Source organism: Desulfoferrobacter suflitae (assembly GCF_022603395.1).
Classification (GTDB): domain Bacteria; phylum Desulfobacterota; class Syntrophobacteria; order Syntrophobacterales; family Syntrophobacteraceae; genus Desulfoferrobacter; species Desulfoferrobacter suflitae.
The window spans coordinates 104,195-125,356 of record NZ_JAIBKA010000005.1 but is presented as its reverse complement, the minus strand read 5'-3'; the positions used below and the strand labels follow the sequence as shown (position 1 = coordinate 125,356).

Annotated in this window: 16 protein-coding genes; 13 read left to right on the top strand and 3 right to left on the bottom strand. The window is 54.0% G+C overall.

Features of this window, described 5'->3' with window-relative positions; genetic code table 11:
* Positions 1–53: 53 nt before the first annotated feature.
* Entirely contained in the window at positions 54–734 is a 681-nt protein-coding gene (locus K1V27_RS10290) for an ISAs1 family transposase (RefSeq protein ID WP_353740514.1), read from the top strand.
* A gap of 132 nt (positions 735–866) precedes the next feature.
* Positions 867–1,862, top strand: a complete 996-nt coding sequence (locus K1V27_RS10285; protein ID WP_258929907.1) for a 3-oxoacyl-ACP synthase III family protein — start codon at positions 867–869, stop codon at positions 1,860–1,862.
* Here the strand turns inward: K1V27_RS10285 and K1V27_RS10280 are convergent.
* Positions 1,848–3,578, bottom strand: a complete 1,731-nt coding sequence (locus K1V27_RS10280; RefSeq protein ID WP_258929906.1) for an ArnT family glycosyltransferase — start codon at positions 3,576–3,578, stop codon at positions 1,848–1,850. The genes K1V27_RS10285 and K1V27_RS10280 overlap by 15 nt on opposite strands.
* A 221-nt stretch (positions 3,579–3,799) precedes the next feature.
* On the opposite strand from K1V27_RS10280, the gene mutM reads away from it, so the two are divergent.
* Together mutM and K1V27_RS10270 are read left to right on the top strand one after the other, a co-directional pair.
* On the top strand, positions 3,800–4,615 hold the full coding sequence (gene mutM / locus K1V27_RS10275; protein ID WP_258929905.1) for a bifunctional DNA-formamidopyrimidine glycosylase/DNA-(apurinic or apyrimidinic site) lyase: 816 nt from the start codon (positions 3,800–3,802) through the stop codon (positions 4,613–4,615).
* 81 nt (positions 4,616–4,696) lie between these two features.
* The gene (locus K1V27_RS10270; protein WP_258929904.1) at positions 4,697–5,047 is read left to right on the top strand and encodes a hypothetical protein; all 351 of its coding nucleotides are present in this window, start codon (positions 4,697–4,699) and stop codon (positions 5,045–5,047) included.
* 50 nt (positions 5,048–5,097) lie between these two features.
* Here K1V27_RS10270 and K1V27_RS10265 read toward each other — a convergent pair whose 3' ends face one another.
* Entirely contained in the window at positions 5,098–6,744 is a 1,647-nt protein-coding gene (locus tag K1V27_RS10265) for a mechanosensitive ion channel family protein (RefSeq protein ID WP_258929903.1), read from the bottom strand.
* Between the two features lie 391 nt (positions 6,745–7,135).
* Between K1V27_RS10265 and K1V27_RS10260 the strand changes: the two genes are divergently transcribed.
* From K1V27_RS10260 to K1V27_RS10220, 9 genes are all read left to right on the top strand, one after another.
* On the top strand, positions 7,136–8,527 hold the full coding sequence (locus K1V27_RS10260) for a sigma-54-dependent transcriptional regulator (protein ID WP_258929902.1): 1,392 nt from the start codon (positions 7,136–7,138) through the stop codon (positions 8,525–8,527).
* Positions 8,511–9,632: a two-component system sensor histidine kinase NtrB gene (locus tag K1V27_RS10255; RefSeq protein WP_258929901.1), complete on the top strand. Its 1,122-nt coding sequence runs from the start codon at positions 8,511–8,513 to the stop codon at positions 9,630–9,632. Before K1V27_RS10260 ends, K1V27_RS10255 begins: the two co-directional genes overlap by 17 nt.
* A gap of 181 nt (positions 9,633–9,813) precedes the next feature.
* Positions 9,814–10,290 carry a PilZ domain-containing protein gene (locus K1V27_RS10250; protein ID WP_258929900.1) on the top strand — a complete coding sequence of 159 codons (477 nt, stop codon included), beginning with the start codon at positions 9,814–9,816 and terminating at the stop codon, positions 10,288–10,290.
* A gap of 34 nt (positions 10,291–10,324) precedes the next feature.
* A complete protein-coding gene (kdsB, locus tag K1V27_RS10245; protein WP_258929899.1) occupies positions 10,325–11,056 on the top strand; it encodes a 3-deoxy-manno-octulosonate cytidylyltransferase in 732 nt (243 codons plus the stop codon).
* 197 nt (positions 11,057–11,253) lie between these two features.
* Positions 11,254–12,402 (top strand): glutamine-hydrolyzing carbamoyl-phosphate synthase small subunit, encoded by a 1,149-nt coding sequence (carA, locus tag K1V27_RS10240; protein WP_258929898.1) that lies wholly within the window; start codon positions 11,254–11,256, stop codon positions 12,400–12,402.
* A gap of 89 nt (positions 12,403–12,491) precedes the next feature.
* Positions 12,492–15,737, top strand: coding sequence for a carbamoyl-phosphate synthase large subunit (carB, locus tag K1V27_RS10235; protein ID WP_258929897.1), 3,246 nt, complete (start codon positions 12,492–12,494; stop codon positions 15,735–15,737).
* Positions 15,738–15,748: 11 nt separating this feature from the next.
* Positions 15,749–17,194: an amidophosphoribosyltransferase gene (gene purF / locus K1V27_RS10230; RefSeq protein WP_435051666.1), complete on the top strand. Its 1,446-nt coding sequence runs from the start codon at positions 15,749–15,751 to the stop codon at positions 17,192–17,194.
* Between the two features lie 31 nt (positions 17,195–17,225).
* On the top strand, positions 17,226–18,347 hold the full coding sequence (locus tag K1V27_RS10225; protein ID WP_258929895.1) for a KpsF/GutQ family sugar-phosphate isomerase: 1,122 nt from the start codon (positions 17,226–17,228) through the stop codon (positions 18,345–18,347).
* A gap of 34 nt (positions 18,348–18,381) precedes the next feature.
* Positions 18,382–20,235, top strand: coding sequence for a M48 family metallopeptidase (locus K1V27_RS10220; RefSeq protein ID WP_258929894.1), 1,854 nt, complete (start codon positions 18,382–18,384; stop codon positions 20,233–20,235).
* 65 nt (positions 20,236–20,300) lie between these two features.
* On the opposite strand, the gene K1V27_RS10215 is transcribed toward K1V27_RS10220, so the two are convergent.
* The gene (locus K1V27_RS10215; protein WP_258929893.1) at positions 20,301–21,143 is read right to left on the bottom strand and encodes a DUF2333 family protein; all 843 of its coding nucleotides are present in this window, start codon (positions 21,141–21,143) and stop codon (positions 20,301–20,303) included.
* Positions 21,144–21,162 lie beyond the last annotated feature (19 nt).

Genomic DNA, 21,162 nt, shown 5'->3' with positions numbered 1-21,162 from the left:
GTACCCTTCCCAAGGAAGGGGATGAGGAGGCCAAGCGAACAAACGAGATAAAAATGGCCGCCCCACTCCTTGATCCTATCAATATTCAAGACAAAGTCATCACGGCGGATGCCCTTCTAACGCAACGCGCCTTCGCCGATTATCTGGTTCTGGAGCGCAAAGCTCACTATCATTTCACCGTTAAGGATAACCAACCCACACTTCGTACAGACATCGAATTCTTCTTCCAAAACCCAAAAGAGCCGGATTATATCGACAACGACTCTTGTGATCATGGACGGATTGAAACCCGTAAAATCTGGACCACCACCGAGCTCAACGACTACCTCAACTTTCCTCATGTTGGGCAAGCGTTCGCAATCGAACGTCACTCAATAGACAAAAAATCAGGCAAAGAATCTTGTGAGACCGTCTATGGCATCACCAGCAAATCCCCGGAAGAAGCCGACGCACAAAACGTTCTCAACACTAATCGAGGCCACTGGAGCATCGAAAATTCCTGCCATTATATCATCGATTGGAACTATGACGAGGACCGCAGCAGGATATCCAAGGGCTACGGTCCCGAAAATATCACCCGGCTTAGGCGATTTGCCGTCGGGCTCATCAAGTCCAAGGGTGTATACAGCGTCGCACAGAAAATGCGTCAACTCAATCGCAATGTCCGCTCAGTTCTCGACTATCTGTGTATGACAACAAACTCATGTACCCCTGCTCACCGGCAATTAGAATGAGAACAAATTTACCGTGAGAAATACCGCATTATTATTGACAACTCACTAAATCTTATCAAGAATTGCCGGGCGATACTGCGCGCGACCGCCACACAAACCTGGTTCAGCCATTGCGTTGTAAAGGAGACTCAGATGATTCGAGCGACCATTCGCGGCATCGGATCCTATGTGCCGCCGAAAGTAGTCACCAACGATGACCTCGCCAAATTGTTCACCACCAGCAACGAATGGATTCAAACCCGCACAGGCATTGAAGAACGGCGCTTTGCGGATGAGGGGACGCTGTGTTCGGACCTCGCACTGGAAGCATCCAGGAGAGCTCTCGAAGATGCTGCAATGAGTGCTTCCGATGTCGACTTCATTATTTTTGCCACCCTCAGTCCGGATCATCATTTTCCCGGGACCGGGTGTTACCTGCAAAAAAAACTGGGGGTGCGGCACATAGGCTGCATGGATGTGCGCAACCAATGCACCGGTTTTCTGTATTCCATGACGGTAGCCGACGCACTCATTCGAGCCGGCACTTATAAAAACATCCTGGTGGTGGGCTCGGAAATCCATTCGAGCGCGCTCGACTTCTCGGATCGGGGGCGCGATGTGGCGGTGCTTTTCGGCGACGCTGCGGGTGCAGCGGTTTTTACCGCATGCGAGACACTAGATCAGGGGGTTTTGTACACGGAGCTTCATGCCGATGGTGAATTCGCTAAAGCGTTGCACATGGACGTATGGGACATATCCCGCAAGCCCTACCTGAGTCAGGAAAGCATCGGCGGGAAAGAGATCTGGCCGCACATGGACGGCAGGACGGTCTTCAAGCACGCCGTCACAAGACTCGTGGAACTGGTTCACCATACCCTGAAAAAAAACGGTCTCAGACCCGATGAAATCAAATACGTCATTCCCCACCAAGCCAACCTGAGGATCAACCAGATGGTCGCCGAAAAATCGAACATCCCCCCTGAGAGGTTTCTCAACAACATTCAAAAATATGGAAACACAACGGCTGCATCGATTCCGCTGCTGCTTGATGAGAACTACCGCTCCGGCAAATTACAAAGGGGCGATCTGATCCTGCTGATCGCCTTTGGCTCGGGTTTTACCTGGGGCTCGGCGTTAGTGAGATGGTAGCAGGCCTGGCCGTTCCCGAGGCAAAGCCACGTAATAGAACTCCTTCATGGAAGCAATGCGCTGCCGTTTTTGGGAGCTGTTCAACAATGCGAGCATGTCTTTTAAGTGCCATCTCCTGTATTCATAGCCGCACTGCTGCACCTGGTACCCGTAACCGATTAATTCTTCTCTGTAATTTTCGGAAACAATGAGGGCGGGGTACTGCTCCAATTGCCTTTTGCCAGGCAGATCGAGGAGCTCCGCAACCCACACGGCCCCATCCGAAAACAGTGTCAGTTGGTGTTGATATTCATGGGGTAGGCCGATGGATGCCACCCTGACGGGCTTTGACATGCTGACGGGGGCAAGACACTGTGCCAGAGAAGTGACTGGAGATACGGAAAAAACCGGTTTGAGAAAGGTGAAAAAAGTTGCATAGAGCAGAACCAAAAATACACCGGTGACGGCAAATCCTCCCATATTGCTGTGCTTGAACAGCAGCAGGTAGGGAACCAAAGTAAACACAAATAACAGGCTGCCTCCTGCCGACCATCTAAAGTCCACCCTGGCACCGGCCAAGGCAATCAGAACCGCCGCGGCGAGGCCGGAGAGGACCAGGGTGTTCTCAACTTTTCTAATGAGTTGAGAGCATTTTGCGTACTCGGTGGCCTTGATCAATAGAGCCGCAAACAGTACGGCAAGCAGCGGATAAGCAGGAAGCAGGTAGCGGCTGCGGGTCAGATTGCCCAGGATGAAGATCCCATACAGGGTTGCAAACCAAGCCCCGGTGAAGAGGCATACGTATCGGTTTTCCTTAATAAAGTCGATTATTGAGCCGGCTTTTTGTAAAAATGCCAAAACGAGCAACAGTGACCACGGGAAAAAATGGCGCAGAACCGCAATGAGGTATTCCATCGCGTTTTTCAGGATATACACCTTGCTGCCATCGAGACGTTCCGTCACCTGGTCGCCCAAAAAGCCACCGATGGCGAAACCGCCGTGTTCCGCAAGGATCAGGGCGTACCAAAAGAGGGCAACCACAGCAGCAGACGCCATAACCGGCAGGTCGATCAGGTTTCTCGGCCTGGTCAGCTCTTTGGGGGCGATAACACTGAATGCGAAGGCGTACACGACAGGAACCATGCCCAACAGCCCTTTGGTGGCCACTGTGAGGGCCGCTCCAAGGTAGGCGCAGCCATAGTCGAGCCGCGCCTTGGATCGGTTGAAAAGAATATTGGCGAAACCATAGAGGCTGACCGACAGGAAAAGGGTCTGCAAAATATCAGGGGTCGAGCGTGTGGAAATGACGAAGAACTGTTCGTTGGAGAAAATCACAATGGCAGCCAGCAGAGCTTCTTGTTCGCGTTTGAGTAGAGCCAGCGAGGTCTTGTGAGTGAACCAGATCACCAGGCACCCGGCAAGCAGGAAAGGGATGCGCGATGCGAACAGGCTGATGCCGAAAATCTTATAGCTTGCCGCGATCACCCAGTAGGTGGCTATGGGTTTGCGAAACCTGAGGGCTCCGCTGGAATAGTAGGGGGTGAGGTAGTCTCCTGTTTGGATCATGCGCACGGCGCCGTCGGTGTAAAATCTTTCATCCCCGTGATAGATGACCGGGCTGAACAGGCTCGGGAATTGTACCAGGAAATACAGGACGATGAGCATCCAGTGGGCATTCTGCCGGAACCCTCTGTGCCCGGGCAATTTGCGATGGATTTCCGGCGAAGAATCCGGCATGGTCATCATAGGTTCTTTCGATGGTGTTGAATTGGCTCTCATGTCTCGCGCGCTCGATCCCATTCGCGTCGCATCATAAGTCTTATGGACAGAATGTTAAACTCAAAACTGCCGCCCTTAAGGACTCGTGACATCAATCCGATTTCTTCGCGCAGGGTTTTTCAGTTATACTGGGTTGGAACAGACTTTTGCCAACAATGACGTTTACTCCAGGTGCCAGCATGCCGGAATTGCCCGAGGTAGAGACCATACGTCGCTGTATCGCCCCTGAAATTACGGGTCAGACGGTCACCCGCGTCATTGTAAGGAATGCCGCGCTGAGGTGGCCGGTGCCGGTGGAGCTGGCCCGCTCCCTGCCCGGACAACGGGTCATTGCGGTAGAGCGGCGGGCCAAGTACCTGTTGATCCAAACCGAAGGGGGTACGCTCATCATGCATCTGGGGATGTCCGGCACTCTTCTGGTCCGTCGCAACCAACAGCCTGCCGATAAACATGACCATCTCGACCTGGTATTCGGGAACGGGAAAATATTGCGCTTCAACGATCCCCGTCGCTTCGGGTGTGCTCTCTGGACCACGGAGCCACCCGATCAACACCCACTCCTGGCTGCCCTTGGCAAAGAGCCGCTGGAAGATGGTTTGACGGCACAATATCTGTATGAGCAGTCACGCGGGAGGGCACTGAAAATCAAAGAATTTCTCATGAACAGCCGCATTGTTTCAGGGATTGGTAATATCTATGCCAATGAATCACTCTTCGCAGCGGGAATTCATCCCAATCGGGCCGCCGGACGTATCTCGCTGAAGCGTTATGAGCGGCTCACGAACGCCATCAAAAAGGTTCTGGTGAACGCTCTGCAACAGGGCGGAACGACATTGCGGGATTTTTGCGATGCGTCCGGAAAACCGGGGTATTTTCAGCTGCAGCTCATGGTGTACGACCGAGCCGGTGCACCGTGCCGGATATGCGGTTCCGCCATCCGGCGAATTCGTTCCGGGCAGCGCTCCACTTACTTCTGCAGAATGTGCCAGCGGTGATTGCACTGCCAGCGGTGATTGCACTGCCAGCGGTTGCGCAGGGACAATTTGCTCCAATGGAATCTACAGGGGGAATAGTGAATGAGTAAGTTTATTGAAATCGAAATCAAGCTCATACCGATTTATGGTTCGGCAGGCCTTGCCGGTCGATTTCCAAATCTGGCGAATTTCCTCAAAGAATGGGGTTACGAACGGGTGTTGGAGGAACAGCCGAATGTGTATCAGCTGGTGGAGGTCTTGACCCGACTGAGAAATGATCCTGCGATTCCGGACACCGCCAAAAAACCCATTCATCGTTTTCATGACAAAATTCAAAAAGTGCGTGATGAGGCGCGAGAACATCTGCTGTCACGCCACCTGAACGAGCTCGATCAGACGCTCTACCGGCTGGAGGATTTATACGAGGATTTGGAAAAAGAAATGAGCTGGTGAGGCAGACCTGGGCCAGGTTCACGATCTTGGCCCGGGCACGGCAAACAGGGTTAACTTTTTGCGCCGGCCTTTTCGGGTAGCAGGAAGGCGGGCTTTTCCTCTGATCCGTTTCGGGTCAATTCGGTGCGGAATTTGGGCAGGCTTTCCGGATAGTTTTTCTGGATGAAAAGGATCAGTTCTTCTCGTACCTGGCAGCGAAGATTCCACGCTGCTGAAGCATTTGCCGCGCTCACCATGGCGCGCAATTCAATGGTGTGCTCCCTGGCGTCGGTAACCTGTAGTGCCCAAGCCTTGCCGTCCCAGAGATCGGATTCTTGCAGGATTCTGTGTAGTTCCTGGCGAACTGCGTCGACCGGGATCGAGTAATCGGCATAGATGAACACCGTGCCGATGAGATCCGCAGAAGTTCTGGTCCAGTTCTCAAACGGTTTTTCAGTGAAATAGGTGATCGGCAGGATCAGCCGTCGCAGGTCCCAGATGCGCACGACGACATAGGTGGAAGTGATCTCTTCGATCTGGCCCCATTCGTTCTCAACGATGACCACATCGTCCACCCGGATTGGCTGAGTAATGGCGACCTGGATGCCAACCAGAAGGTTTGCTATGGAACGCTGTACCGCCAAACCTGCAACGATCCCCACGACGCCTGCAGAAGCCAGAATACTCGCGCCAAATTGTCGTACTTTGGGAAAAACCATCAACATCGAGGCAGCCGCGATGACCAGCACCACCGTCACAATGACTCGTTTCAAGAACCGAATCTGGGTGTGAATCTTTCGTGCTTCCAAATTGTCTGCAACATCAATGCGGTAGCGGGATAAAACCAGGTCTTCCAGGATGTCGGTGGTGCGGATGATCAACCAGGCCATGGTGCCGATGAGAGCCATGGCGAAGCCATGATTCACCAGAGCAATCCATAGCTTTGGTCCACCCGCTATGGAGACGACCAACCTCACCCATACGATGAGAAACAGGGTCTTCAACGGGCGCCGCCAACTGCTCATGAGTGTCGATAAAATCCGATCCGTCGCGCTGCCCGATCTTTTCGCTCTGCTCTCGAGGGCATCGTCCAACAGCCCGATAAAATTGAATATGGCCCAGAAAGGCACGACGCTGCCGGCAACATGGGTCGCCTGATGGGCCAGCCCCTGCACCACATTGGTGCCGTCCGGTTGGCGGAAGTATTGGAAAAAAGGGCTAAAGGCCGCAAACAGCCCATAGGTCCATAGGAGCAGAGACAGGGGCCTGGCCAATGCGGCAAGGATGAGCTCCAGCAGGTTGAACGGTTTCTCTTCCCCACTCATTCTGCGCATCAATCTGCGGTTCAGAGCACGCAGCAAACGTTCTATGATCAGTACCAAAACAACGAGGGATCCGCAGGCGATAAACGTCAGCCATGATATGCCGAAGGGGGCTGTAGAATTCACCCAGTTGCCCAGATACGAGGTGATTTTTTCGTCCATGAAGGCGGCTATTTCATTGCCTATCCCGTCGATTTGATGATTCAATTTTGTTCCGATCAAATCGATTTCCTGCGCTTCGTCCGGGGTCGACGCCACGGCCTGTCCGCTCGACCTGCTGCTTTCCCCCCCTGTGGCATTTGTTCCCGCCTGCGGAGCATCTGCCAGGGGCGTAAGAGTGCCCAGGGCGAAAAATATGACCATTGGGAGGAACTTGAAAAAGCTGGAATATGTCATGCTATCCGGGGTCCGATGTGGTATTCGCTGTCATGCAATGTATCGCTGACGCGCTGGGTTTTGGTTGAATTTTAGGAGCAACTGCCGGCTGAACTCTTGTCACCATGCCTACATTCTACCGAACATAAATGTATTTGCAACCTTAGAGCGAAAACTATAGGAAATGCCCAATGTTAATTGGGCTTCACAGCGAGGAGCTGTTATCATTGTTAAATGAGGCAACGGAATGAATTTTTGGATATATCGATTGCAGCGCACAATCTTATTCGGGCAAACAGTGGGGCATGCATACAACATGATTCCCACCACACACCTGCTGCCGGGCGCTCACCAAATGCCGGGTGTGGGGACTTTGCTTTGCAATCAATTATTGAGAGGTGCATTTTAGCGCATGGCGTGTGTGCTTTTGGTAGAAGATGATGAGGCCCTGAGGATCACTCAGAGTCTCTATCTGGAGCAGGAAGGGTTGGACGTGATTGCCGTGGCCAGCCGCACTGATGCTCGTCAGGCGCTCGAGCGTCATCGCTTCGAGGTAGTGGTCACCGATTTGCGTCTGGGCGAAGAAAACGGTTTGGATGTCATGCGGGATGTGCGACAACTCCAGGCCGCTGCCGAAATTCTGGTCATTACCGGGTACGGGTCCGTCGCTACGGCTGTGGCGGCGATGAAAGAAGGGGCCTACGATTATCTCACCAAACCGGTTGATCCCGAGTACCTGGTGCGCGCCATCAATAAAGCGCGTGAGTGCCGGGGGCTGCGTCAGCAGGTTGAACACCTGCAGGAGCGATTTGCCGGGGCACTGGGACTCGATAGAATTGTCGCACAAAGCCCCTCCATGCAACAGGTCATTGAGACCATCCATGACGTGGCGAAAACAGAAGCCACGGTGCTTATCGAAGGAGAAAGCGGCACCGGCAAGGAATTGATGGCCCATCTGATCCATGAGCGCAGTAAGCGTTCGCAAGGACCTTTTCTGGCGGTCAATTGCGGCGCCATGCCGGAAGACTTGCTGGAAAGCGAACTGTTCGGTCACATGCGAGGCTCCTTCACCGGTGCTCATAGAAACCAAAAAGGGCTGTTTGAAGCGGCGGATGGAGGAACGCTGTTTCTCGATGAGATCGCCGAGACTTCTCAAAACTTCCAGGTCAAGCTCCTGCGCACTCTGCAGGAACGCAGCATCCGGCGTGTGGGAGACCCCCGCGAAGTGCCCGTGGACGTCCGGGTGATTGCCGCGACCAATCAGGACCTTACCCGGTTGGTCCGGGAAGGTCGCTTTCGCCGGGACCTGTTCTTCCGGGTCAAGGTGATCCCCATCTACATTCCTCCTCTGCGGGAACGTCGGGAAGATGTATTAGCCCTGGCGGAGCACTTTTTGGTGCGTCTCAGCAACCGGATGGGCAGGCGGCGCCCTCCCCGCTTGACGGAGACGGCCCAAAAAAGATTGACCGAGCACACATGGCCGGGCAATGTGCGCGAGCTGGAAAATAGTCTGGAGCGCGCCCTCATCATCAATAAAGGCGATGAGATCGACATTCAAGATCTGTTTCTCGAGGATTGCCTCCCTCTGCAAAGTCGTGATGCAAACCCAACCGAGTCACTGCAGCTGTCCCTGGCCGAAATGGAAAAACGTCACATTCTCAATGTCTTGTCCCATTGCCGGCAGAATAAGACCAAGGCGGCGGAAATTTTGGGAATCGGCTACAATACGTTGTGGCGCAAATTGAAAAAGTATGGCGTCGAACATAATAAGGATGCACTTGGACAAGATGGCCAAACGCGCTAGACTCACCAAGCAACCTCCGGTTGAAAGGGAAAGCGATTATCTCAAGCGCATTCTCAACAGCATGGAAGACGGCATCTACATTGTCGGACGAGATTACCGCATCGAATTCATGAACTCTGCGATGCAAGCCATGTGCGGCAATGGGGAGGGGCACCTTTGTTATGAGTTTTTCGGACGTCATCCGGCAAATTGCGAACATTGCCAACACCAGATGGGATCGTTCGGCCCCGAGCTCCGCCACGAATGGCACTGGCAAGAAACGGGAAAAAACTATGAAATAATCGTTTCACCCATCCATTCACCCGACGGTAAGGTATCAAGACTGCACATCCTGCGAGATATCACCCAGAGGAAACAGCTGGAAACGCAGCTCAAGCAGTATTCGCGCAGATTGGAAAGCAGAGTCGCCGAGCAGGCGGAGGCACTGATTCACAAGGAGCGGCTTGCCCTGCTGGGAGAAATTTCGGCCGGTCTGGCCCATGAAATCAGGACGCCGCTGGGTGCTATCATCACCGGAATCAAACTGCTGGAAAAGAAGTCTGTGGGCAGTCACGATGCGGACATGATTTTTTCTCTGGTGAAACGAGAAATCATGCGCTTGAACCGCAAAGTGGATGAATTCCTGAGCTATGCAAAACCTCGCCTGCCGCAGCTGCGTGCCACCCCCATTGCCCGCTTGTTCGCTGAGGTCAAAGATATTCTCTCAACCGATCAGGGGCTCATTGGCGATGTGTCCGTCATCACCGAAGTTCAACCTTCCCAGTTGACGTGGTTCCTGGACGCAGATCGCATGAAAGAGGCTCTCTTGAACATTTGCGTCAATGCTTTGCAGGCGCTGCACGGCAAAGGTACCCTGCGACTGGAAGCCAGAAGCTATTACGAGGGAATCCTGGAAATGAAGATTCGCGATAACGGCCCGGGCATACCTGCAGGCGCTTTACCCCACATCTTCAAGCCATTTTTCAGCAGACGTTCTGAGGGCACCGGACTGGGCCTTTCCATCAGCAGGGACATCATCGAGTGTCACCGCGGGCACATCACAGTGACCAGTATTCCGAACCTGCACACCACTTTCCGGATAACCTTGCGCGAGCCGCCCCGGTGAGGGCCACCGTTGCGGCACACTTGTGCGGCTCAGCTCCAATTTTGTTGAGCAGGCAAGTCTTTTTGAGTAAGATCCCGAAGACTCGTCCGCAGGAGCCAAGTGCACCAGGCACGGATGGTGGGCATTGTGGAGTCCGGCAAGCACGGAATCTGAGTGTGCGAGACAAGTATAGAGAGGCGACATGGCAGAAGAGAGGGTAACGCAGATCAGGTTGGGGGATTCTCTGGATAGACGCATTGACGAAGCCCTGGATCTATTCAATAAGAGGAATCCTGAAATTTCCTGGGACAGGGAACAGCTCATCCGGTTGGCTGTCGGATACGGTCTCAACCAGCTGTTTCGGCAGTATGTCCGCAAGGAAACGAATATGCCGGGAGTCTATCAAAAGCTCACCCCTGAAGGAATCGTGGGCAATGAAATCAACGTTGAAAACCTTTCCCTCGGTGGCATTGGCTTCACCACTCGCGACAGTGCCTTCATGCGCGAAGGCGAAATAATCGATTTGGAATTCATATTGGACAATGCGGAACGCTCTGTTATTTCCAAGACGGCGGTGATACGAAAAGTGGCCGGGGACTATGTGGGCGCGGAGTTCATCGAGGCGGCGGATGCCTCGGACAGGGACCCAGAATTTGAGGCCTACCTGCAGGAAAGTTGACCGCCAAATCATGCTGAAGAGTTTCACTCACCCTATGCAGATAATCGGCATTATCCCTTGCAGATACCATTCCAGCCGGTTCCCCGGTAAGCCTTTGGTTGACATCCGTGGAAAGCCGATGATTCGCCACGTTTATGAGCGGGCCGGCCGCTGTCGACGGCTTGACAAGCTGCTGGTGGCAACGGATGATGAGCGCATCAAGCAGGCGGTCGCCGCATTCGGCGGAACCTGTGTACTCACCAGAAGCGACCATGCGAGTGGTACGGACCGGATTTTTGAAGCAGCGGAAGCGCTCGGCCTGAAGGACTCCGATATTGTCGTCAATATTCAGGGCGATGAACCCCTGTTGATGCCGGAGATGATAGACCAGCTGACAGGAGTTCTGGATGGCTTTCCCGAGCGTATCATGGCAACCCTCGCATTCATCAGCCGTGACCCGCAAGAATATCGTGATCCCAATGTGGTGAAAGTCGTGCGGGACTCAGGCGGTCGGGCCCTTTATTTTTCCCGGTCTCCGCTGCCTCATTTCAGAGATGGCCAGGACAACCCGACATTCTTAAAGCACCTCGGATTTTATGCCTATCGCCACTGGTTTTTGCGTGAGTTTACCCGACTGCCTCAAGGTCGGCTGGAAGAAGCGGAAAAGCTCGAGCAATTGAGAGCCATGGAATACGGCTATGCCATCCATGTCGCATTGTCCTCCACGGATACTCGTGGGGTGGATACGCCTGAGGATCTGGAAAAGATGCTGCAATCACACAGGTAGGTCGGTGAAGGGCTGCCGGCAGGCAGAGTCGACCACCCCCTGAATTTGCGCAAGCATAATGCTTCCCTGGTGATGGTATTTTCACTATAATTTTAGGTTGGCTCTGACGGCGGATCACGATTGGTTCATGCACTACGCGGGGCGCGCGGCGGTGCAGCCGCATTCACAAAAATATAGGCTGTTTATGAGGATTATCTATGGCGTCACCCTGGAAAAAAGACAAAGCACTGCTGGTGCTCGAAGATGGGACTGTTTTTTACGGATATACATTCGCCGGGCACGGCCGTGCCTTGGGTGAGGTGGTGTTCAACACCAGCATGACCGGCTACCAGGAAGTCCTGACGGACCCTTCCTACAAAGGCCAGATCGTGGCCATGACCTATCCCCTCACCGGAACTTACGGAATTAACGATGAAGACATGGAATCCGCGGCCATCCAGGTGGAAGCGTTTATCGTCAAGGAGTACCAGGATTTTGCCAGCAACTGGCGAAGCACTCGAACTCTGGCCGACTTTCTGAACGAGTATGGGAAAGTCGGCATAGAGGGCATCGACACGCGAGCGCTCACGCGGCATATCCGGTTGGCCGGGGCCATGCGGGGGATCATCGCGACCGATAGCGACAATGTTTCCCGGCTGCTGCGGCAGGTGCGGGATTATCCCGGCCTGACCGGCATAGACCTGGTGCAGCATGTGACCAGCCCGGAGCCTTACCGCTGGCAGGCAGGATTAAAGCCGGCAAGCTCGGGGACGGAGTGGCTGGACGGTCATACCGGCTTTCGTGTGGCTGCCTTGGACTGCGGGGTAAAATACAACATCCTGCGCAAGCTTGAACAGGAGGGTTGCCAGGTGATGGTTTTTCCCGCCCACACGCCGGCAGGCGATATTCTTTCGATGAATCCGGATGGCATTTTTCTCTCCAATGGCCCGGGCGATCCGGCCGCTCTGGACTATGTCGTTCACACCGTCACTCAACTGCTGCACAACAAGCCGGTATTCGGCATATGCCTGGGGCACCAGGTGATGGGTTTGGCTTTGGGGGGCCGCACCTTCAAGCTTAAGTTCGGCCACCGGGGCGCCAATCAGCCGGTTAAGGATTTGACCACGGGAAAGGTGGAAATCACTTCGCAAAATCACGGCTTTTGTGTAGACCCGGAATCCATGCGGAACAAGCCGGTGCGCCTGACTCATATCAACCTCAACGACAATACCCTGGAAGGAATGGAGCATCTCGAATTGCCGGCTTTCAGCGTCCAGTATCACCCGGAAGCTTCCCCCGGCCCGCATGATGCTTCCTACCTTTTTCAACGCTTCACCAGGCTCATGCAGAAAGTTCACGGCAAATAACCGGAACGGCAAATTGGCTAGGCAGCCATGATGAGTATCGCCTCGTGCATTCTCGAGCAGACTTAAGAAACTGAAAGGAACCACAGTTCATGCCGAAACGAACAGACATTGGGAAAATCCTCATCATCGGTTCGGGTCCGATCATCATCAGCCAGGCGTGCGAATTTGACTACTCGGGTACCCAGGCATGCAAAGCGCTTCGCGAAGAAGGTTATGAGATCATTCTCATCAACAGCAACCCCGCCACCATTATGACCGATCCGGAAACCGCACACCGCACCTATATCGAACCGATCACACCGGAAGCCGTGGCCAAGGTGATCGAAAGGGACCGCCCCGATGCACTGTTGCCGACTCTGGGCGGTCAGACAGCCTTGAACGTGGCGGTCAAGGTTGCCGAAATGGGCATCCTGGAAAAGTACGGAGTCGAGATGATCGGGGCGCGTGTCGATGTCATCAAGAAGGCCGAAGACCGCGAATTGTTCAGGGAGGCGATGAAACAAATCGGAATGCGTGTTCCGGCAAGCGGCATAGCCCGCAGCATGAGTGATGTGGAAGCCATAGCGCGGGGAATCGGCTTTCCCATTATCGTCAGGCCCTCCTTCACGTTGGGAGGCACGGGTGGGGGGGTGGCCTTCAATCGCGAAGAGTTGCTGGAGCTCGCCCAGAGTGGACTGGATGCCAGTCTGATTCATGCGGTGATGCTGGAAGAATCGGTACTCGGCTGGAAAGAATTCGAGCTCGAGGTGATGCGCGACTTAATGGACAATGTGGTCATCATCTGCTCCATTGAGAATGTGGACCCCATGGGAATCCATACGGGCGATTCCATCACCGTGGCGCCGGCGCAGACACTCACTGACCAGGAATATCAACAGATGCGAGACGCTTCCATAGCCATTCTGAGGGAAATCGGAGTGGAAACGGGGGGCTCCAATGTGCAATTTGCCATCAACCCGGAAAACGGGGAGATGGTGGTCATTGAGATGAATCCGCGCGTTTCCCGTTCTTCGGCTTTGGCGTCCAAGGCAACCGGATTCCCCATCGCTAAAATTGCCGCCAAACTGGCGGTCGGCTATACACTGGACGAAATCGCCAATGACATAACCCGTGAAACCAAAGCTTCCTTCGAACCGACCATCGACTATTGCGTGGTCAAAGTGCCGCGCTTCACTTTTGAAAAGTTCCCCAAGACCGAAGACCTGCTCAGCACGGCGATGAAATCGGTGGGTGAAACGATGGCCATTGGTAGAACGTTTAAGGAAGCTTTGCACAAAGCCATCCGTTCTTTGGAGATCGACCGCTGTGGGTTCTTGGATCCGCCCGAGGCGGCGAACGGGGAGTACCTCGAGGCGCTGAAACAAAAACTGCGGCGTCCAAGCTCTCAGCGTCTTTTTGAGATCGGGACAGCCCTGGGGTTAGGAGTAAGCATCGAAGAAATTTATCGTCTGACTCACATCGATCCATGGTTCCTGCATCACATCGGGCAAATCCTGCAAATGGAGGATGCCATCAGACAGGCAGCCGCTACGCAGAGCATTCTGGACGACCGCGAGCTGCTTTTTCAGGCCAAGTCCTGGGGATTTTCCGACATGCGGCTGGCTCAACTGGTTGGAACGGACGAGGAAACCGTTCGCAACAAACGCCTGCAACACTCCATCAAGCCCGTCTATAAGCTGGTTGACACCTGCGCGGCAGAGTTTGAGGCTTATACCCCCTATTACTATTCGACTTACGAAACGGAAAACGAAGCCAAGTCCTCGGATAGATCCAAAGTCATCATCCTTGGCGGCGGGCCCAACCGCATAGGGCAGGGGATCGAGTTCGACTACTGTTGTGTGCATGCCTCTTTTGCGCTGAAGGAGATTGGCCATGAAGCGATCATGGTCAATTCCAACCCGGAAACCGTCTCCACAGATTATGATACTTCCGATAAGCTCTATTTTGAGCCTCTGACACGTGAAGATGTACTGCATATCCTGGAAACGGAAGAACCTGAGGGCATGATCGTACAATTCGGAGGCCAGACGCCGCTGAATCTGGCTGTTCCCCTGGAAAGGGCCGGAGCGAGGATTTTGGGAACCTCCCCGGATGCCATCGATTTGGCTGAAGATCGGGAACGTTTTCAGCAGTTACTCCATAGATTGGGTTTGAAACAACCCCGGAACGCCATAGCCTTGACCGCCGACGAAGCTCTGCAGGCCGCCGGGGAAATCGGGTATCCGGTGGTGGTCCGACCTTCCTACGTATTGGGCGGCCGTGCAATGGAAATCGTATACGACGAAACCATGCTCTGCCAGTTTATGGAGACCGCAGTACACGTCTCACCGGGTCATCCCATCCTGATCGACGACTTTCTGGAGGATGCCGCCGAGTTGGACGTGGATGCCATCAGTGACGGCAACATCACCGTGATCGGCGGCATCATGGAACATATCGAGGAGGCCGGTATCCATTCCGGCGACAGTTCCTGCGTGTTGCCTCCCATTGGCATTTCCAAAGAGCTGCAGGAAGAAATCAAGCGGCAGACCAGGCTGCTGGCGCGAGAGCTCGGTGTTGTGGGCCTGATGAATGTGCAGTTCGCGCTGCAAGGGGGCGACATTTACATCCTCGAAGTCAACCCGAGGGCCTCGCGCACGATTCCTTTTGTGAGCAAAGCCATCGGCGTGCCCTTGGCAAAACTGGCCACCAAAGTTATGTTGGGGATGTCCTTGCAGGAATTAGGGTTTGTGAATGAAATAGAGCCGCGTCATGTGTCCGTGAAGGAATCGGTTTTTCCGTTCTCCAGGTTCCCCGGGGTGGATATTCTTTTGGGGCCCGAGATGAAGTCTACGGGTGAGGTGATGGGCATCGGCAGTAATTTTGGAATCGCTTTTGCCAAGGCCCAAGCGGCCGCCGGCTACGCTCTGCCCACCCAGGGAACCGTGTTCATCAGTGTGCACGACCGGGACAAACCGGCAGTGTTGCCCGTGGCCATGAAGCTGCAAGGTTTGGGCTTTGCCTTGATCGCCACCAGCGGCACCGCCGGGTTCCTCAGGGATCACGGCATCGAAGCCCGCAGCGTTTTCAAACTCAGGGAAGGTCGGCCCCACGTCCTGGATCATATAAAGAACAACGAAATTCAGCTGGTGATCAATACCAGCCTGGGCAAGAAAACGTTTTCCGATTCTTATGAGATACGTCGAGCGACGCTGCTTTACAACATCACCTATACGACGACGATTGCCGGAGCCAAGGCCATGGCTGAAGCGGTGGAAGAATTGCAGAAGGGCGATTGGGATGTGAAGACCATTCAGGAATATCATGCCGGTCGATCGTTGCGCCAAAGGATTTGAAATTGAATTCGATACCCACGGATTTTGGACCGTTTATCCCGAGCAAGCGCGAAGAGTGCGGCATCTTCGGAGTATTTGGCAATTCTGATGCAGCCAAGCTGACCTACTTCGGCCTTTATGCTCTCCAGCATCGTGGCCAGGAAAGTGCCGGGATAGCCGTATCCGACGGCAACAAGCTGAGAGAGTCCAGGCACATGGGGCTGGTGTATGAGGTTTTCAGCGAAGAGACCCTGAAGGAGCTCAAAGGGCATCTGGCTATCGGACATGTTCGCTATTCCACTACCGGATCTTCTCTGCTGGCCAATGCGCAACCCTTCGTGGTGGTTCATGGAAACGAATATTACAGCATTGCGCATAACGGCAACTTGGTCAACGCCATCCAATTGCGCAGCGACTTGGAAACCCAGGGAGCCATTTTTCAGTCGACCATGGACACCGAAGTGATCATGCACCTCATGGCCAGAAACTTAAAACATGGTCTCGAGGAAGCTTTGATTGAAGCGCTCAGGCAGATCAAAGGCGCCTATTCTCTGGTCATGTGTACGCGCGACAAGTTGATCGGAATTCGTGATCCCAAAGGATTTCGGCCCCTCTGCCTGGGTGAGCTGAATGGCAGCTATGTTCTTGCTTCCGAGACCTGCGCGCTGGACCTCATTGATGCCACCTACCTGCGCGATGTGGAGCCGGGTGAAATTGTCATCATCGATCATAACGGCCTGCGCTCGTTGCATCCCTTTCCCAAAGTTGCTTCGGCCTACTGTATTTTTGAATTCGTCTATTTTGCCCGCCCTGACAGCAACATCTTTGGTCAGAATGTGTACCTGTGCCGGAAGCGTCTGGGACACATCATGAAACACGAAAACGAATCGATAACCGCCGACTTCATCATGCCTTTCCCGGATTCAGGCAATTACGCGGCACTCGGCTTCGCGGAAGCCTCCAAGATTCCGCTGGAAATGGGCGTCATTCGCAACCATTACGTGGGACGCACTTTCATCCAGCCAAGTCAAGCCATGCGCGATTTTGGAGTTCGGGTCAAATTGAATCCGGTGCGCGAATTGCTGTACGGCAAGAAGGTGCTGCTGGTAGAAGATTCGATCATTCGAGGCACCACCACACGAACGCGCATAAAGGCTTTACGCCATGCCGGGGCCAAAGAGGTGCACATGGTGGTGAGCTGTCCTCCACACCGCTACCCTTGCCCCTATGGCATTGACTTCTCGACCAAAGGAGAGCTCATTGCGGCGTCGCACAGCGTAGATCAGATCAGGGATTTTATCGGGCTGGATTCCCTCAATTACCTGAGTCTGGAAGGGCTGCTCGCAGGCGCCAACGCCACCGCGAACGATCACCCCTACTGTGTGGCCTGCTTCAATGGTCATTATGCGGTGGAATGTGAAGAACAGGTACGCAAGGATTGTTTTGAGACCCATCGTGCCGTGGCCGGCAAAGTATGAATTTCATCGGTCATGGGAAAAGGAAGGTTGAGTGAGCATAGAAAGCCGGTCGCCCCTCACAACAGACGTTTTGCCTGAAACTGCAGCCGACGGCGGCGAGTCCGCTGCTGCGGCCACCCCCTCTGTGCGCGATCTGCCGTGCACGGGTGCAAAATTCGTCCGCATCAATACAAACAGTCGCCAGCTCCTGGAGATCGCCAGAGAGGTGCTGAAAATCGAAGCCGACGGGATTTTGCACCTGCTGGATCACCTCGATGAATCATTTTCCACGGCGGTGCAGTGGATCTATCAGGCCAGCGGCAGAATCATCGTATCCGGAATAGGCAAATCCGGCATAGTGGGACGAAAAATTGTCGCCACTTTGAGCAGCACCGGAACACCCGCTCTGTTTATGCACCCCGTCGAAGCCATGCATGGTGATCTCGGCATGGTCCGCAGGGAGGACCTGGTGCTTGCCCTTTCCAACAGCGGTGAAACAGAAGAGCTCAATATCATATTTCCCAGTCTGCGCAACATTGGAACCCGCACCATTGCGTTGACCGGGAATCTCCATTCGACCCTCGCCAAATTCAGCGATTTGGCTATCTACACCGGCGTGCCGCGCGAGGCGTGCCCTTTCGGTCTGGCGCCGACCGCCAGCACCACCGCAATGCTCGCGGTGGGAGACGCCCTGGCCGTGGCTCTCATCAAAATGCGCAACTTTCAGGCGCACGATTTCCGCCGCTATCATCCCGGAGGACGTTTGGGAGAACGGCTGCAGGTTCCCATTCGTGAGGTGATGCGCCGAGATGCGGCCATCCCGATGGTCAGCGAGGATACACCCATTCACGACGCGCTGGAGGAAATGAATTGCAAGGGGATGGGAGCAACGCTCATCACAGGCCACAACAAACGGCTGCTGGGAATATTTACAGACGGGGACCTGAGGCGCGCCATGAAAAAATTCGCCACCCTTTCCACCAAGACAATCGCTGCAGTAATGACTCCCAACCCATGCACGATCCAATCAAGTTGCTCTGTTGCAGAAGCTTTGGAGATTATGGAACAGCATTTGATTACGGTGCTGCCCGTGGTCGACGAGCAGGGTGGGTTAGCGGGCATCCTGCACCTCCACGACCTGTTGGGAAAGGGAAGGATTCAATTCACGCGCTGATGACGAAATTGCAGTCGCGACTTCAAGCCGTCTCATGTACAGTCAACTGATCTACCTGCTCATCGTCCTGCTGCTGTTCACTCTGCAGCAGCCGGGCGCTCAGCCCTTATTCCCACTGCCGGCTACATTGCTGCTCACTGTAACGGGTCTGCTGTTGTTTGCTCTGGTCTGTCGCCTGACCATGCAGCGTTTGGCTCGCTCTCTGCCACATACCCCCCAGTCTGCTCTCACCCGGCAATATCATCGTGCCCAAAACCGCCTGACTATTCTGGCGGTGGCCTTTGTTGCCGCCGATGTTTACCTCCTGAATATCAAATTTTACCTCATGGCTGTTCCCGGCTTTGAAAGGTCTCTCACCGTTTCGGGACTGATCGGTATCGGCCTGTTTTTGCTCCATGTCTTCATGATTTGGCTCTGCAGCCACCCGGTTTATAGAAGTATTTATCATTCGCACGCAACCCTGCTTGCTTTCCTCAAGAACCAAATCGCATTTATTTCCGCGATCCTCATACCCTGGCTGCTCATTTCGCTTGCCAGTGATCTTCTGCAGTGGATGCCGCTTCCCGCATTTCTCGCCGGTGAAGTCGGCCAGTTGCTGCTCCTTGGCGTTCTCCTGCTGCTCCTCATTTTGGTTGCACCCTGGCTGATAGTTCGCTTGTGGGGCTGTAAACCTCTTCCCGAGGGGCGGATAAGAGATGAACTGGAAGCATTTTGCAGTGAGCACGATTTTCGCCTGGGCGGGTTCATGTCGTGGCCGCTCCTTGGGGAAGAGATGCTTACCGCCGGTATCATCGGGATCCTTCCCAAGTGGCGCTATATTCTCATAACCAAAGGGCTCATGATGCTACTTGGCGGCGCCGAGTTGAGAGCGGTGGTCGCTCATGAAATGGGACACGTGCGGCGCCTCCATATTCTGGTCTATGTCATTTTTTTTATTGGCTATTCCGTACTTGCCTATGCATTCCATGATGTCATTTTTCTGTTTATTCTGAAAAACGATCTGTTTCTGCACTGGGCAATGGCGCAGGATTCCTTAAGTCTCACACTGTTTTCCGTTGTCTATGCTGTGCCCATCCTGGTCCTGCTCATCGTCTATTTTCGTTACATATTCGGGTTTTTCATGCGCAACAGCGAACGCCAGGCGGATCTGTACGCCTTGCGTCTGATAGGCCATCCACACCCCCTGATATCGTCCCTGCAGAAAATTGCCTTCTACAGCGGTCGTATCGAGGATTTGCCGAGTTGGCATCATTTCAGCATACGCCAACGCATCAATTTTCTCATTGAGTGCTATCGAGACCCTGCCCTGATGCGCAAACACGACTGCAAGCTGTACGGATCGATGGCGCTTTTCCTGGTGCTGCTCAGCGGCTTAAGCTGGTCGGGCTACCAGTTGCAGGAAAGCAGCGCCATACAGCGCTGGCGGGCGCAGGTTCAGACACAGGTCATACACAAACAAATCCAGGAAAAAGCTGACGGCGGCGGCTCCGAGCTCTTGGCGGCCTACGGAGGATTGATGCTGGATTCGGGGCGCTATGAAACTGCTCTGTCATTCCTGCAAAAAGCAGTGCAACTGGACCCTGACAACCCCATTATTCTGAACAATCTTGCCTGGCTCTATGCCACTTCACCGCCACCGTACTTCCGCCCTGCAGAAGCCCTCAAGATGGCTCTCAAGGCGGCGTCCGGCCTCTCTGAACCTCATATCCTGGACACCCTGGCCGAGGCCTATTACGCAAACGGCCGATACCGCAAGGCGTTGGAGACCATCAAGCAGGCGCTGGCGAAAAGACCGGACAACAGGGATTATTATTTGAAGCAACTGGCGAAATTTGAAAAGGCCGTCACACGTCAAGAACCATCGGGAGAAGCTCAATCGTGGCCTTGATAGAGGGGATTATCGGGGAAAGCTGCAAGCGGATGGATGCTCAGCCTTCCCCGGGTCTTATGAAGCTATAATTGACTGAGAATGACCAGCAGGTGCGCCACCTCACTCAACGGTGCGTTCAGGTTGGCCCGGTGATTGGCAAGAAAGCTGTTGGGGCCGGCATTGAGCACCAGCCAGGGGTCCATCTGTTCAGCCCGATAGAGTTCATGCAGCACCTCATCCATTATCGCCACCGCATCCAAAGTCAAGGCCAGCTGGCTTTCGAAGCCTACCCTTACCACTTTCAAGATCTCAAAGTAGACATGCGCCACCCCCTTGGCGTAGTAAAAGTAGTCGTCACTTTCAAACCAGCCGACATTTTCTCGGATCAAATTCCTGTTCACATTGCCCATCAGGTCTCGGTAGGTGGAGATCAGCAGCTGAAGATTGTCGCTGCGGTAGTAGAAATGGCGCTGACCTTTTTCCAGCTTCACCAAAAATTGCTTCAAATGGTCTACGGCTTCACCATAGGAATTCTCTGCGGATGGAAACCAGAAGAGTGTTGCCCGGTTCATCAATAGATTGAGAGCCGCTTCCAAATCGGGATCGTAGGCGTCGGCATCTCCCATTCGGGTGAGGCTGTCTTTGAGACGCAGAGTAGTGAATCTGAGGGCTTCCAAAACGCCCAGCTGAAAGCTGTTTATGTTATCGGTGAGCCGGCCGAGGATAATGTCGTTAGGACGCCAGCCAAGGGTCCGGCCGCTCAGCTCATGCTCCATCAGACTGATCATGGTTTCAACAAAACTGACTCCGGGGGTCGGTGAGATCTTTGGCAGCACGACTCCGTGCTCGACATGCGCATCCTCTTCCTCATCATGTTCCGGAAGTCCTTCGGGTGGGGCAATGGCAGTATGATCGCCTTCCGCCATGGGCAGTGATGGTTTGCTG